This is a genomic window from Lentibacillus sp. JNUCC-1 (assembly GCF_009741735.1).
Taxonomy (GTDB): Bacteria; Bacillota; Bacilli; order Bacillales; family Amphibacillaceae; genus Lentibacillus_B.
Genome location: NZ_WHOH01000001.1, coordinates 784,005 through 798,548, shown reverse-complemented (window position 1 = coordinate 798,548; position 14,544 = coordinate 784,005). Strand labels below are relative to the sequence as shown.

Below are 14,544 nucleotides of genomic sequence, written 5' to 3'. Positions count from 1 at the left end.
GTTGTTTAGTGGACAATGGACCGGGTAAATGGAATAATACGAATTAAAGATGGAAATAAATTTTGCACGTGGATAGGAGCATTCAGATGAGTCAAGATCAGGGAGGCAACAACAACCGAAATGAGCAAGTGGAGGATTTGATGCATTCCATTTCTGAAGCGCTACAAGGCTCCAGGCTCCCGGAGAAGGTCAAAGGGATTGTGCAGGAAGAGCTGAACAACTTGCGGGCGTTCACCTTGGATGCGCGGCCTGCACGGATTGCGATTGTCGGTCGCCGCGGTGCTGGAAAGTCCAGCTTGATTAATGCAATTTTTGGCGAACAGCGGGCAGAAATCGGTGATGTGAAGGCGCAGACGGGCGCTGGAAAATGGTATGCTTATGAATCCGAACTGGGCAGTCTTGAAATTTTGGATACAAGAGGTCTGGGTGAAGCGGACAAGCCGGGTGAAGCTTTTGAACATGGGTCAGCATTGGAAGAAGTTAAGGCTTCAATAGAGGAGAAGTGCCCGGATGCGATCTTATTTTTAAGCAAGGCGAAAGAGGTCAGTGCGCGGATCGATGAGGATTTGCAGCAATTATTGGATCTGAAGCAAAGCATTCGGGCGGCACATGCGTATGATGTGCCGATCGTCGGAGCGGTTACACAGGTGGACGAGCTGAGTCCGAAAAAGCCTGACACCCCGCCGTTTGACCATCCTGTAAAACAGCAAAACATATCTGAAGCTGTTGATATTTTAACCGGGAAATTAAGTGATGCGGTCTCAGAGCCGGTTAAGGTCATCCCACTCTGTTGCTATCTTGAATTTGAAGACGGTAAAATTGTGTACGATATCAGATGGAACGTGGATACATTGCTGGATTATTTGATTCAGCAGTTGCCCAATGAAGCGCAGATTATTTTAGCCAAACTCTCGAAGATCCGTTCTGTTCAAAAAAAAATTGCCCGGAGGATTGGCCGTAGTGTAGCGGGAATGACTGGAGTGGTGGGTGCTAACCCCATTCCGTTGTCAGATCTCCCGGTCATCACGGGCATGCAGACGGTAATGGTGACGATTATTGCGCTCATCAGCGGGCAAAAAATTGATCGGAAAGGCGTTCTGGAGTTTTTCGGCGCGCTGGGCGTGAACGTGGCGGCTGGCTTTGCACTTAGGCAAGTAGCCCGCCAGCTCGTGAAATTTGTCCCAGTAGCCGGGAACGTCGTGTCAGGCGCCGTGGCATCTGCAGGAACCTATGCCTTATGCGAAGCCGCGATCGCTTACTTTATTGAGGACGAACCGATCACAAGGGTGAAAGACATCTATAAAAGAGTGTTTAGAAGAAAGAAAAAAGAAAATCAAGATGACACGTGAATGTAAGACACGAGCGCCCCTGAACCATTTCAGGGGCGTTTTCGCTGTCTGGTGGTGCCTGTCACTTCCCGATTTTTGTTGAACTGTGACGAATATTATTGCCCTAATACCCTGACTTTTCGAGGGGTTTGTTTGTGAGGTGGTGGAATTTTGTGTAAAATGAAACGTATATCTAAATTAGGGGGAAGTATCATGCTTGCAATTGTGAATGGGGTAATTTTTGACGGTACAGGAAACAAGTTTGATAACAAGGTGTTGCTTGTAGAAGGAGGAAAGTTCAAAGATATTGTTTCACCGGAAGATGTTCCTGGGAACGCTGAAACAATCGACGCTTCCGGTAAAGTAATCACACCCGGGCTGATCGATGTACATACACATCTCGGTGTTTCTGAGGAAGGTATCGGCAAAGATGGAAGTGATTTTAACGAGACGAGTGATCCGGTCACACCAGAAGTGCGCGCAATCGACGGCATTAATCCGCTGGAACAAGGGTTTAAAGATGCCAGAGCGTCCGGTATTACGACGGTTCAGGTCATGCCCGGCAGCGCTAACGTTATAGGTGGTGAGATGGTCATTTTAAAAACAGCCGGCACAATTGTGGATGAAATGGTCGTTAAAGCGCCATCTGGGATGAAGGCTGCTATGGGTGAGAATCCAAAACGTGTTCACGGCGATAAAGGGAAAATGCCTGTGACGCGCATGGGCGTTGCGGCCAAGCTGCGTCAGAAACTGATTGAAGCACAAAATTACATTAATAAAGCTGACGCAAAACGGGATCTGGCAATGGAGAACTTGGCAAAAGTGATTCGAAAGGAAATTCCGCTGAGGGTACATGCTCATCGTGCTGATGACATATTGACCGTGCTGCGCATCAAACGCGAATTTGATATTGATCTCACGATAGAACATTGCACAGAAGGCCACAAAATTGCCGATTACGTGAAAAAGCATAATGTGCACGTGTCGGTGGGGCCGACCATGTCAACGCGTTCGAAGGTGGAACTTAAGGACAAAGGTTGGACAACGATCAAGACGTTGCTTGATGCGGGTGTCCCGTGCTCGATCACAACAGATCATCCCGTGGTCGGCATCGAATATTTAATAACAAGTGCCGTTCATGCCATCCGCGCGGGGATTTCCGAGGAACAGGCATTAAAAGCATTGACCGTTGATGCAGCCCGGCACCTCGGGGTCAGCGATCGCGTTGGCTCCATAGAACCGGGGAAAGATGCGGATTTTGTAATCTGGTCCGGTAATCCTTTTAAGTTGGAAAACACGGCTGAAGAAGTATTTATCGCGGGGGAAAGAGTGTAGACTCAACGGTCATAATTGGCTCTAAGAATTGCAGAGGACAAAGGAAGCCTTCAAGTGGAGAAGGCTTCTTTTTGCATGTCACGGGATTTCGACAAGTGCCTGTCACTTCCCGAAATATGTCGAATCAAGGGCTGGATATTCTGCTCCGGCAGCTCGCTGGTTGCTGCCACAGCCTGTCCCTTCTATTTTAACTTCCCGCCGAGTGGGTATGCGGTTAAGTTCGACTGTTTTACTGTAGTACCGGCTGATAAGATCGTGAATGGTGCTGAACTCCCGCTCTGCAAACAGATACTCGCGGATGACTTTATTAGTATACAGCGCCATTTCAGCCTGGTCGACCTCGGCAGTTTCTTCTTCAGTAACTTGTTCCCGCTGATCACGGACTTTTGCCTGATAAGCGTGGTACAAGTTTACAAACTGTTTATACTGATCCTGGGCTTCTTGATCGGTCCTAAAGCGCTCGATCATCCCATTCAAAGCTTGAAAATCCTCCTGCCCAAGCAACTCGGAACAAAACGTCTCCATTTTTCCAACAACAAAATCTCTGTCCAACTTAATCATCCACACATCAACCCTTCCATACCTGCTATGTCTCAACTCTACACCACCCCAACTCGCAAAGCAGTGAGCCAACTCACTCATGTATAAAAGACGTTCCGAGTCCCTCCAAAGTGCCTGTCACTTCCCGAATTGTGTCGAATGGGAAATTGTTTTTGTGATGCGTGATGTGGCTCACTGCAAGGGCGGGTGTTCCTGTTTATAATCAGGGTAGTTAGATGAAATTCAAGATAATTTATATATAGGAGGAATGAACAGTGAGTACATACGCTGCAACGATTAAGGTGACAGAGTATCCGCCGCATCTGAAGCATAAGGTGATTTTCGAGACGTTTGAAAAGTTGGCCTCGAGTGAAGCAATGCTGATTGTGAATGATCACGATCCTAAGCCTTTGCACTATCAGTTCAACTCAATGTACCCGAGCAATACGCATGGGAATATATAGAACAAGGACCGGAGACCTTCCAGATCAAGATTGACAAATTATAAGCGAGGAGCTGATTGTCATGGCAAACGCGCAAATTGTTGATGAAAACACATTGAAAATCACCCTCGTTGTTGATGATGCTGTCACCATGGTGCAAGAAGCGGCAAGTCATTTAGAGAAATACGCTCACGACATTGCAACGATATATGAGAAAATGCCTGAATTTGATTATACATTTTTCTGTTTCTACGCCTATGACAGCGCCCAGCTTTTTGAAAACATACTACCCGTCGATCCCAAGCAATACAACTCCTTCTCGCTCGACGCACCCGACGCCTTTTTCTACACACTCTACGGGGGAATGGCCGCTTTGTACGAGAAAGTGCCTGTCACTTCCCGAATTATGTCGAATGGGTGAGTGAAATCTCAAGGCGTTTAGCAGCCAAAAAGGAAGCCTGCAATTTTAGCGGGCTTCCTTTTTTCTTACTTAACGTATTTCCCTTTCACTTCAAACGGATACAAATAAGTCGTCTGCGATGCCCCGGCATGGGCCAGCGCGCTGGACCTCTGAGGTATAAAACTTCCAATATTGGTGTTTATGGATTCTACGCGCGCTTCATGCAGGCTCCAAGACGTGTGCGCGATCGTTGCTTTAAAAATACGCTCTCCTTTTATGCTGTAAAAGTGATACCGTTCAGTAAGCCAATGCTCCAGTGTTCCGGCATCTGGAGTAAACATTTCGGATGCATGCCGAACATCTACCGAAAACTGAGCTTCAGGGTGGTTCATATTGTAAGCCAACCTGCCCCCGCCATGATCTGTACTAAACCGAGCGTGATGATACGGAAGGGACATCATCCTCGCCCCCAGTGCAGCCAGCCTGCTGTTGGTATAGACGTTGAGAAATTGAACAGCTGGCTCCTCGTAAAAAACGGATGTACGTCCGAAAATTCAGCTGGAAATGAGAACCGAGCGTAACCAAGTCCGATCCCCAGCGCGGCTTGGTGTGGACAGCCTTAAACGGGACAATGCCCACCCAAGCTTGTCCATCAAACGTATCCAACACGAAAGGCTCTGGCACGAGTGGCCGGAGTACCTCATACGGCACCGGCCAATGCAAAAATAAAGGCTTGTCCCACTCCTGTATCCCAATCCACGGCACATCCATATCAACACAGCCTCCTTATATTACTGGATACCCAATCATTACCGTTCATTATAACACTTTTCCCTACTTAAAATTCCTCCCCCGATTCGACAAAAACCGGGAAGTGACAGGCACCAATCTGGTATTTGTTCAAAAATAGTGGTCATATATGGGTGTTTTCTACCATATATTATGCTAGAGGATTCATAGAGTGAGTATTTTAATGTTGAGGGGGAAGTTGATGCGTAAATGGTTGGTGGTTGTCATGATGATGGGGTTTGTTGGATTGTTTGGATGTTCGAATGCAGAATATGATCAGGCTATGGCGGACGGTCAGGCCGCGCTTGAGGAAGCGGATTATGAAGCAGCGGTTGAAGCTTTTGAACGGGCTTTGGAGGAAAAAGCTGATGATGAAGAAGCTAAGACCTTGCGCGCTCAGACAGAAATGGTTATGGAAGCATCCGAACAATTAACAGCAGGAGCGCTTGACGAAGCACTTGCACTAATAGAGAGCGTGATAGAAGAGGATCACGGCTCAGACCTGCTTATTGAGCACGCCGAAGAAATGCAGGATGAGATAGAAACGCTTCAGACACAGCAAAAGGAATATGCCGCTGCTTTTGAAGAGGCTGAAAAAGCCCTCGCCAAGGAAGAATTCGATGAAGCTGCAGCAGCGATTGAAGTCCTTTTAAAAGAAGACTTGAGTCACGCCGTCTTTAATGATATCCAGGAAAACTCTGAAAAACTGCAGGCATCCATAAAAGAGCAAAAAGCTGAAGTAGAACGTCTTGCAAAGGAAGAAGCGCGTAAGAAGAAGGAATCTGAGGAAAAACGGAAGAAAGAAGCGGAAGAAAAAGCACGCGCTGAAGCCGAGGCAAAGAAACAAAAAGAGGCAGAAGAGAAGAAGCGGAAAGAAGCAGAAGCCAAAGCAGCGGCCGCTAAAAAGAAAGAGCAGCAGGGGATTGATATCGAAGCCTTCACAGGGTACTGGCTGAATCCGACTAATGATCTCGCTATTCACGTCGCTCCAACTTATATATCCAGTGCTGTACCCTATTCAGATGTGATGAGCAATGATGCGATCAGCAGTGTGTCTTCTGTAAGCCAAAACGAAATCCAGGTGAAGTTTACAAATGGTCACACTTCAAAACTTAAGCTTTCAGGTGACAAATCAACTATGAGTATTTTCGGGGAAAGTTACAGACGCGTGTCAAAAGAGGAGGCTAATGCGATATTTGACGGGTATTATGAATTACCGTGATGGTGGGGAAGGGGAAAATCGGATAATTTGTGAAGAAGGCTGCTGACCTTAGTTGGCAGCCTTCTTCTACGTTTGAACATTGGCCATTTCACTCAACTATTAAAGGATTTAAATTCTAAAAGCAGGTGTTTTCCCCGTCTTTGTCGAATAGTGTAAATGAAAACAAAATAAACAGCATATCTATCACTAAAAAGATGGGAATGATTACATGAAGGTCATGCACTATAACATTATGGATGGGTGTCCTGATAAAGACAGACGTTCAAGACTAAAATCCTGGATACAAGAACAAAAGTGTGATGTCATTAGTTTCAATGAACTCAACGGATGGGATCAAGAGACTTTTCAAAATGAAATGAAGGCGTTGGGTTTAGATTATAGTATTTTGTTTGAAATGACAACGAGCCCATATTTCGTAGGGATTGCATCCAAATATCCGATCACAGTTATCGAACAAATAGAAAAAGACCCAATTTATCACGGCTTATTACATGTAGAAATTAAAGGGATTCGTTTTGTTGTGGCTCACCTGACACCTTTTGAATCGAAAAAACGAGAGCGTGAAACTGCTTTTATTGCAGATGTAATTCAACATATTGATGGACCAGCAGTTGTTATGGGGGATCTAAACACTCTATCACCGTTGGATAGAGTGCAATACGAAAAAAATAACGTAATTAAGTATTTGAAAGAAAACAATATATTGAACCGGCAACACCTTCTTGAAGGGGAAATTAATTATAAACCAATGGAATTATTGCTGGGAGCAGGACTTCGTGATACAAGGACTTCAAAGGAATTTCAGCATACCTTTCCAACGCCGTACATCGAAATGCAGCAAAATGGAGCTCAATTGCGCATCGATTACCTTTTAGCGAATAACGCAATGTACGAGAAACTGATAGACTTTGATATTGTACAAACAAAAACAACACGAACGTTATCAGATCATTATCCGATTCAAAGCGTATGGAATATATAAAGAAAGCAGGATAACTATGACAAAATTTATTTATTTTACTGATACACATATTGGGGCAAATCCTGTAGGGTTCTGTCAGCAGCCAGCATACCCTCAATCTATTAATAACCTAGTTACGTATCTCAAGAACGTTGTTGTAAGCGAACAGATTGATTTTGTGGTCCATGGAGGTGATTTGGTTCAAACGTGCAAAAAAGATTTGATCCAAGAAGCGGTCAAGCTAATGAATTTTTCTGTGCCCGTTTATTTATGTTTAGGTAATCATGACTTAGATCATAAGAATGCAGTTAATACATGGATGGAGAATGCCCCTAATCTATTTTGCGAAAACAAGCCAGCTTATTCTGTAATTGACAAGACATCTGCACTGCATATTATACCTAATCATTGGATAGACAATCACTTATACTATTGGGAAAACAAGCAAAATCCTTACTTTACTCAAGCTCAAATTCATTATCTGGAAAAGAAATTCCAAGCACATCCAGACAAAAAACATATTTTAATAACCCATAGCCCTGTATTTGGTATGAGCAAAAAACAGAGTGGATTAGATCACGTTATCCACGAACCGCCACTTTCTTTTCAGGATACAATTCTTCAAACAAGCTTGCAGTATCCTGAGTTAAAACTCGTTTTATCCGGTCATAATCATCTTAATACCTTGAAACAAAGAAATGGCACCCTATTTGTATCGGGAAGTTCTTTCATAGAGACACCGTTTGAGTATAAAATAATTGAAGTTACTGAGAGGTGTATCAACCTTAGAACTCATTCAATTGGTCAAACAGCGTTGTTGGATTTCGTTCCCTCATATAATTATGAAGCCACATATGTTCAAGGGCGTGAACAAGATCGCCATGTAACTCTAAACTTTTAACAAGTTTTGATATCAGTAGTATAAAAAGTGCCGTATGAAATTTAGTTTCATACGGTTTCTTATATTTTAATAGACCCCTCATAGTTTAAAAATTATTTCATAAAAAATGCTAGTGATAAAAAATATTTTCAAAAAGTATTGACATTGTCACTAATTAGAAATAAAATGACAATGAAAGCGTTTCCCTGCGATGACGTTTTCTATAATTTAAAGGGGGCAATAAAATGCGTAAAAGTTTAAGAGGAGTAATGCTGGCCATTCTTTTAACTGGGTTATTAATTGCGTTGGCTGCTTGCGGCGGCAACAATGACGAATCTTCCAGCGGTAGTGGAGATGAAAACGGTTCGGGTAACGAAGGCCTTTCAGGTGACGTAACAATGTGGACAGCATCTTTAGCTGGTGAACCTTTTGATAGTTACTTTGATGACATAAAAAAGGATTTTGAAGAACTTCATCCAGATGTCAATGTTATCATTGAGGATATCCCACAGGCAGAAATAGAACAAAAAGTATTAACTTCTTTAACAGGCAGTGACGTCCCGGATCTTGTGAATTTAGCTCCGAGATTTGTGTTTAATATTGCTGCACAAGGCGGGTTGCTGGATCTATCAGATAAGATCGATGAAGATACAAAGGATTCATATCTTGAAGGACCGTTTAAAGCAGGATATTTCGACGAGGGCTTATACGCATTGCCTTGGTATCTTACAACAACTGTAAGCTGGTACAATAGTAACCATTTTGAAGAAGCAGGAATAGATTCACCACCAAACAGCACTGAGGGAATCTACGAGACTGCTAAATCTATAACAGAAGAGACAGGAAATCCTTCTTTCTATCAGGTTATTAACGAAGGAGAAACTGTGATCGATAAAATGATTACGCTTGCAAATGGTGATCCGATTGTAGAAAACGGTAAAGCACAAATAACTGATAATGATAAGATATTGGAGTTCTTTACATTAACTCAAAAAATGTACGAAGAAGGCATCATACCACAGGAAAACGCTGAGGGAAGCTTCACGACTGCTCAAGAATTATATATGGCAGAAAACATTTCTTTCCTTGAGACTGGCGTTACATTCCTAGGCCCGATCGAATCAGGCGCGCCCGATGTTTATGAAGCATCAAAAGCAGGGCAGCCGTTAAATGACGAAGATGCACCGATGAACGTAGCGATTATGAACTTCTCTATTCCTTCAAAAACGGATAATCCAGATGCAGCGGTTGCTCTGGCGGAATTCGTAACAAATGCAGAGAATCAACTTGAATTTGCTAAAGTAGCCGGAACAGTGCTGCCTTCAACAAAAGAGTCGTTAGAAGACGATTACTTCCAAAACCCAGGAGATTCACCAAAAGCACTAGGGATGCTGGAAGCTTCAAAGTCATTAGAACGTTCGGAATCACTGATGCCACCTTTGGAAAATAACCCGAAGTTGCGTGAAATCGTAAAAATGACATTTGTTGAAAATTTGCAGGGTAAGCTGACACCTGAGGAAGCATTGAAGAAAATAGAAGATGAGTGGAATGCTTCATTTGAAGATGCAGGGATAACAGACGTCACATTTTAATAAAAACTTAGAGACTAGCATTTAAACCGCTAGTCTCTATCATTCCAAGGGGGGAATATGGGTGAGCAGAAATGCTAAAGCGGCATCAAAAAAGAAGATCATGAGAAATATAACGCCCTGGCTATTTTTACTCCCGGCGATCGTTATTTTAGGAACATTTCTCATCATCCCCATTGTTGAGGCGTTCAGATGGAGTCTACTGGATTATAAGCTGATCGCTGACACAAGTGAATTTGTTGGCCTTGCAAACTTTAAAGAAATATTCTCGGACGATATGTTTTGGAAAGCATTTGTTAACACAATCTTATACTTGGCTATCGTTCTGCCATTGAACATCTTTCTTCCCATGATTTTGGCTTCTTTGGTAAATCAAAAAATCAGGGCTGTAGGAGCCTTTCGTGTATTGTATTATGTGCCAGTTGTAACGCCGATCGTTGTTGGAGCGATCATGTGGAAAATTCTTTATTCACAAAGCGGAGCTGTATCAAACTTTTTGGTGTGGATCGGTGTTCTGGATAAAGGAATGAACTTTCTTACAAACTCAACAACTGCTTTAGCAGCGGTTGCTTTTATCACGGCGTGGAGAGGGCTTGGTTATTATATGATCATGTACTTAGCTAACCTTCAGTCCATTCCGAACCAATTATATGAATCTGCAAGTATCGATGGCGCTAACACGATCCAAAAGTTTACTAGAATAACGATGCCTATGTTAATGCCTTCCATCACACTCGTTTCAGTGTTGACGATTGTAAATGGGTTGAAGGTGTTTGAAGAAATTGCATTGACAACTGATGGTGGGCCAGCCGGAGCCACGACTACACTTGTTATGTATATATATGATAAATTCATGAACCTTGATGTCAGTATTGCTTCTGCTGCTGGAATTGTTTTATTGGTACTAGCGATTGTGGGTTCTTTAGTACAAATGAAGCTGACCAGTGGCCGCGAAGAAGATTTAAGGGCTTAAAAGGAGTGATACAATGAGAACCCAAATGAAGTTAAAAAAAATATTGGTTTATATTTTAATGTTACTTATCACTTTGGTTACAGTCGGTCCGTTGATATACACCTTCTTTATAGCCCTGAAGTCCCCTGAACAAGGCATATATGACGGATTATTACCAACAGACCCCACGATGGTTAATTTCATAGATTCATTTAACAAAACAAACTTTGGGGTATTTTTATGGAATACTGTGATTGTTACCGGTATAGCTATTCCGCTTAATATTTTATTTAGCAGTCTGGCGGGTTATGCGCTTGCCAGAATCGATTTTAGAGGTCGCACAATCGCACTGACGCTTATTATTTCAACAATGACTGTTCCGTTTCAATTGTATATGGCACCTTTATTTCAGATTGCTGGCCAATTAGGTCTTAGAAACACACATATTGGATTAACCGTCTTGCAAATTGCTACAGCGTTTGGGATTTATTTTATGCGTCAGGCCTTTTTAAGCATTCCGAAAGATTTGGAGGAATCCGCGTATTTGGACGGTGCTAATAAATTCCAAGTTTGGTATAAAATTGCGATGCCACTTGTGAAGCCGACGATTGTTTCACTGGCCATTTATACTTTTACATTCACTTGGGGCGATTATTTATGGCCGCTTATTAATACAACAGACAGCAGTATGTATACTTTGTCCATTGGGTTGGCGCAAATGTCACAAAACTTCGATGGCGGGAATCTCAAGTTAATTAGTGCTGCTTCAATTTTAACGACCATTCCAAGCTTATTGATCTTTATTTGGTTACAGAAATACTTTATATCCGGTGCTACAGAAGGTGCAGTAAAAGGATAAAAGCGTCTAAGGAGAGGTACTATGAGAACTTTTTTAGCATTTGATATAGGGGGTTCTTTTATCAAATACGGTGTACTCACAGAAGCGGGTACTTTTGTAGAAAAACATGAAACAGCAACAGAAGCCCACTTGGGCGGAAGCTCCATTATAGAAAAGGTTAAAGAAATAGGTACATGCTTTTTGGAAAAATATATTATAAGTGGCGTGTGTGTAAGTACGGCAGGACAGGTTGATTCGAAAAAAGGGGAAATCTTATATGCCTCACCGCTTATCCCCGAATATACTGGCACGCCTTTGAAAAGAATTCTGGAAGATCATTTTGAACTTCCTGTAGAAGTTGAAAATGATGTGAATAGTGTAGGGCTGGCCGAATCCTGGCTGGGAAAAGGGAACCGCGCAAAGAGCATGTTTTGTCTAACTGTTGGAACGGGAATTGGCGGGAGTTATATTATCAATAATAAACTTCATACGGGTCATAGTTTCAGCAGTGGAGAAATTGGTTATATTCCGATCGAGGGAAGTCAGTTTGAAGAATTAGCCTCAACAAAAGCTCTGATTGATTATGTGGCTGAACAAAAAAGCATTTCATCTGATGCCATAAGTGGGAAATGGATCTTTGATATGGCGAAAAGTGGTGACGAGATCTGCATTCAAGCCATTAATCGGTTGGTTTATTATTTGTCAAAAGGGATCGCAACCATCACTTATATCATGAATCCAGAAATGATTGTCATCGGCGGGGGATTACGCATCAGAAAGATTACCTATATCCGCTCATTATGGAACAGTTAAAGAAAGATATCATTCCCGCAATTTTACAGCAAACAAAAATTGAAATCGCCGGAACGCTCAACAACGCGGGGATGATCGGGGCGTTGCGACACTTTCTTATACAGGAATCTTTGCAGCCTTTTAACAAGATCACAACACTGATCGAATCAAACAAGCATATGTTAACAAAAGGGGAAACGACAATCGCCAATTATATCATTACTAATCTGGATGAAGTGCCTGATTTTACGATATCTGAAATGGCTAAAAAGATCGACGTATCCAGCTCAATGCTTACTCGATTTTGCAAGAAACTGGGGATTGATTCTTATAGCAAATTCAGATTGATGGCTAAAGAAGCGATTGTGGGCGGTCGTATTCATGATAAGCCCGATACAACAAGTCTCATTGAAGTAAAGCAAGATTATATCACAATACTAAATAAACTTGAAACCTTAAATGAAGGTTATGACGTTAAAGAATTTGCTGCCCGACTCAAAAACGTAAATCGAATATTTTTTTATGGGCTGGGCGAAATGTCGTTTGTCGTGACGCAAATAAAGTATAAATTAATGGAACTAGGCATCATAGTTGATTGTTTTTCCCATAAATACGAAATGGAGAAGTCCAAAGAGTTATTAAACCCGGAAACGGTTGTTGTTGGATTGAGTTTATCGGGGAGCGATTCTGAAATACATCACTTATTCGAAGTGGCCAAAGTAAAGGGTTCTTTGACGGTGGGCATTACTAGTCAAAAAGATACCCCGATCTATTGTGAGGCAGAGTTGTCCTATCTTATACCCTCTTCAAACGGAAATGCCTTGAGCTCGGTTAATGAAACATCGACGCTGCTTTTGTTGGAAGTTCTTTTTAAAGAATTGAATGGCTTGAGAAAGAAAGTAGCGGTGGAAGAAATCGTTTAACGTTAAGGAGGTGCCTTCCATGAAAATCATTTACTTGCCTTTGGATGAAAGACCTTGCAATACGGTCATGGTTGAACGAATTGCTGCTACAGCCCGGGAGGTCACTATACAAATGCCGCCTCGTGACATACTGGGGAGAAAAAAGCGAGCGGCTGATATTGAACGCTTGTGGGAGTGGGTTCAACAGGAAGTTCAGAATTGTGATGCATTAATACTGAGCATTGATATGCTGATGTACGGGGGACTTCTGCCGTCCCGTTTGCATGAGTTTAAAGAGGATATGGTTCCGATAATGTTGAATCGCTTGCGTGAGTTGCTCACATTAAATCCTGAACTCCCAGTTTATGCCTTTAGCCTCATCATGCGCACGCCCCAGTACAGTTCAAGTGATGAGGAACCTGACTATTATGAGCATTGGGGAGGGGAAATTTTTCTGAGGGCCTTTTTGGAAGATAAAAGTAACAATGAAGAACTTACAGATGAGGAGCTGTGTGAGCTGAAAGATATACAGCAGCGCTTGCCCAGCGAACATGTGACGGATTATGAAACCAGAAGGCGATTTAACGTAGCCATCAATATGGGTTTGTTGGATCTTGTGCATGAAGGTATACTCAATTGCCTCGTCATTCCTCAAGATGACAGTGCAATATACGGCTACACTGCCATTGATCAAAAAGCTATCTATCAAAAAAGGGCTCAGCTGGGCCTGGAAGATCAGGTTCTTATATATCCTGGTGCTGACGAGGTGGGCGCTACTTTACTTGCCAGGGCTTACAATGAGCTGTCAGGTTATACGACGAAAATATACCCAGTATGGAGCAGCCCCTTAGGCCCGGAAATTATACCCATGTATGAGGACAGGCCATTTTTAGAGAGTTTAAATTCGCATGTGTTGGCTGCTGGATGTAAATTAGTTGAAAGTCCGGAGACAGCAGATCTTATTCTTGCCTATAACACGCCGGGCGGCGAAATGCAGGAGTCGTGGGAACAATCAGGTAAACATCATACATATGTGAATGATCGAAACATGTCTGGATTTGTGAAGCAATTGAAAAATCACATGAATAACGGCAAAAAAGTAATCGTAGCAGATTCAGCATATGCAAACGGTGGAGATTTTGAACTTATCAATTTAATGGATAAGAAGGTGCTTCTTGATTCAGTGTTATCATATAAGGGATGGAATACAAATTGCAACACACTTGGCAGCACGATCTCCCAAGGGGTTTTAGGCTTAAATGGGGACCCCGAGAAGATACAAGAAAATGTGTTGTACCACGTTTTGGATGATTATTTATATCAGGCGGAAATTCGTATGGAGATGACAGCGGACTTTTTGCCGAGTTATGATTTAAGTTATTTTGACTTAAAAGATCAAGCAGACCTGGTTTGCAGAGAAAGAGATCAACGGCTGTTGCAGCGTTTGAATAGTGAAATCCTTTATAGCTTTGAGAACCTTAAAATTGAAGAGCTAAAGACTTGGGCTCCTTGGAATAGGATGTTTGAATGTGGATTGAAACTGGTTGTGAGGTTCCCAGAATTAGAGTAGAAG

15 protein-coding genes and 1 pseudogene are annotated in these 14,544 nt (G+C 42.5%); 13 read left to right on the top strand and 3 right to left on the bottom strand.

Translation table 11 applies throughout. The annotated features are described in order from the left end of the window. Positions 1–86 precede the first annotated feature (86 nt). Entirely contained in the window at positions 87–1,349 is a 1,263-nt protein-coding gene (locus JNUCC1_RS03760) for a GTPase family protein (protein WP_156644193.1), read from the top strand. A 192-nt stretch (positions 1,350–1,541) separates the two neighbouring features. After that, positions 1,542–2,663, top strand: a complete 1,122-nt coding sequence (locus tag JNUCC1_RS03755; protein WP_156644191.1) for an amidohydrolase — start codon at positions 1,542–1,544, stop codon at positions 2,661–2,663. 102 nt (positions 2,664–2,765) lie between these two features. Here JNUCC1_RS03755 and JNUCC1_RS03750 read toward each other — a convergent pair whose 3' ends face one another. Further along, positions 2,766–3,224, bottom strand: a complete 459-nt coding sequence (locus tag JNUCC1_RS03750) for a YlbF family regulator (RefSeq protein WP_197431621.1) — start codon at positions 3,222–3,224, stop codon at positions 2,766–2,768. Positions 3,225–3,478: 254 nt separating this feature from the next. Between JNUCC1_RS03750 and JNUCC1_RS03745 the strand changes: the two genes are divergently transcribed. Together JNUCC1_RS03745 and JNUCC1_RS03740 are read left to right on the top strand one after the other, a co-directional pair. Next, positions 3,479–3,667, top strand: coding sequence for a DUF2249 domain-containing protein (locus JNUCC1_RS03745; RefSeq protein ID WP_331713592.1), 189 nt, complete (start codon positions 3,479–3,481; stop codon positions 3,665–3,667). A gap of 61 nt (positions 3,668–3,728) precedes the next feature. Then, complete coding sequence (locus JNUCC1_RS03740; RefSeq protein WP_156644188.1) at positions 3,729–4,067, top strand: hypothetical protein; 339 nt, start codon at positions 3,729–3,731, stop codon at positions 4,065–4,067. 65 nt (positions 4,068–4,132) lie between these two features. Here the strand turns inward: JNUCC1_RS03740 and JNUCC1_RS18915 are convergent, their stop codons facing one another. Both JNUCC1_RS18915 and JNUCC1_RS19445 read right to left on the bottom strand, forming a co-directional pair. Beyond that, entirely contained in the window at positions 4,133–4,600 is a 468-nt protein-coding gene (locus JNUCC1_RS18915; RefSeq protein ID WP_331713715.1) for a DUF2071 domain-containing protein, read from the bottom strand. After that, positions 4,590–4,817 (bottom strand): annotated as a pseudogene (locus JNUCC1_RS19445) (DUF2071 domain-containing protein); the annotation flags it as partial. The pseudogene JNUCC1_RS19445 and the gene JNUCC1_RS18915, both read right to left, overlap by 11 nt. Positions 4,818–5,037: 220 nt before the next feature. Between JNUCC1_RS19445 and JNUCC1_RS03725 the strand changes: the two are divergent. From JNUCC1_RS03725 to JNUCC1_RS03685, 9 genes are all read left to right on the top strand, one after another. After that, a complete protein-coding gene (locus JNUCC1_RS03725) occupies positions 5,038–6,057 on the top strand; it encodes a hypothetical protein (RefSeq protein WP_156644182.1) in 1,020 nt (339 codons plus the stop codon). A gap of 208 nt (positions 6,058–6,265) precedes the next feature. Next, a complete protein-coding gene (locus JNUCC1_RS03720; RefSeq protein ID WP_156644180.1) occupies positions 6,266–7,039 on the top strand; it encodes an endonuclease/exonuclease/phosphatase family protein in 774 nt (257 codons plus the stop codon). 16 nt (positions 7,040–7,055) lie between these two features. Further along, complete coding sequence (locus JNUCC1_RS03715; protein WP_156644178.1) at positions 7,056–7,919, top strand: metallophosphoesterase family protein; 864 nt, start codon at positions 7,056–7,058, stop codon at positions 7,917–7,919. A gap of 224 nt (positions 7,920–8,143) precedes the next feature. Then, positions 8,144–9,490 carry an ABC transporter substrate-binding protein gene (locus JNUCC1_RS03710; RefSeq protein WP_156644176.1) on the top strand — a complete coding sequence of 449 codons (1,347 nt, stop codon included), beginning with the start codon at positions 8,144–8,146 and terminating at the stop codon, positions 9,488–9,490. Between the two features lie 61 nt (positions 9,491–9,551). After that, positions 9,552–10,460 carry a carbohydrate ABC transporter permease gene (locus tag JNUCC1_RS03705; protein ID WP_331713591.1) on the top strand — a complete coding sequence of 303 codons (909 nt, stop codon included), beginning with the start codon at positions 9,552–9,554 and terminating at the stop codon, positions 10,458–10,460. A 13-nt stretch (positions 10,461–10,473) separates the two neighbouring features. Beyond that, positions 10,474–11,298: a carbohydrate ABC transporter permease gene (locus JNUCC1_RS03700; protein WP_156644174.1), complete on the top strand. Its 825-nt coding sequence runs from the start codon at positions 10,474–10,476 to the stop codon at positions 11,296–11,298. Between the two features lie 21 nt (positions 11,299–11,319). Next, on the top strand, positions 11,320–12,090 hold the full coding sequence (locus JNUCC1_RS03695) for an ROK family protein (protein WP_156644173.1): 771 nt from the start codon (positions 11,320–11,322) through the stop codon (positions 12,088–12,090). Further along, the gene (locus JNUCC1_RS03690) at positions 12,078–12,992 is read left to right on the top strand and encodes a MurR/RpiR family transcriptional regulator (RefSeq protein WP_156644172.1); all 915 of its coding nucleotides are present in this window, start codon (positions 12,078–12,080) and stop codon (positions 12,990–12,992) included. Before JNUCC1_RS03695 ends, JNUCC1_RS03690 begins: the two co-directional genes overlap by 13 nt. 19 nt (positions 12,993–13,011) lie before the next feature. After that, on the top strand, positions 13,012–14,541 hold the full coding sequence (locus tag JNUCC1_RS03685; RefSeq protein ID WP_156644171.1) for a DUF4127 family protein: 1,530 nt from the start codon (positions 13,012–13,014) through the stop codon (positions 14,539–14,541). The last annotated feature ends 3 nt before the right edge of the window (positions 14,542–14,544 follow it).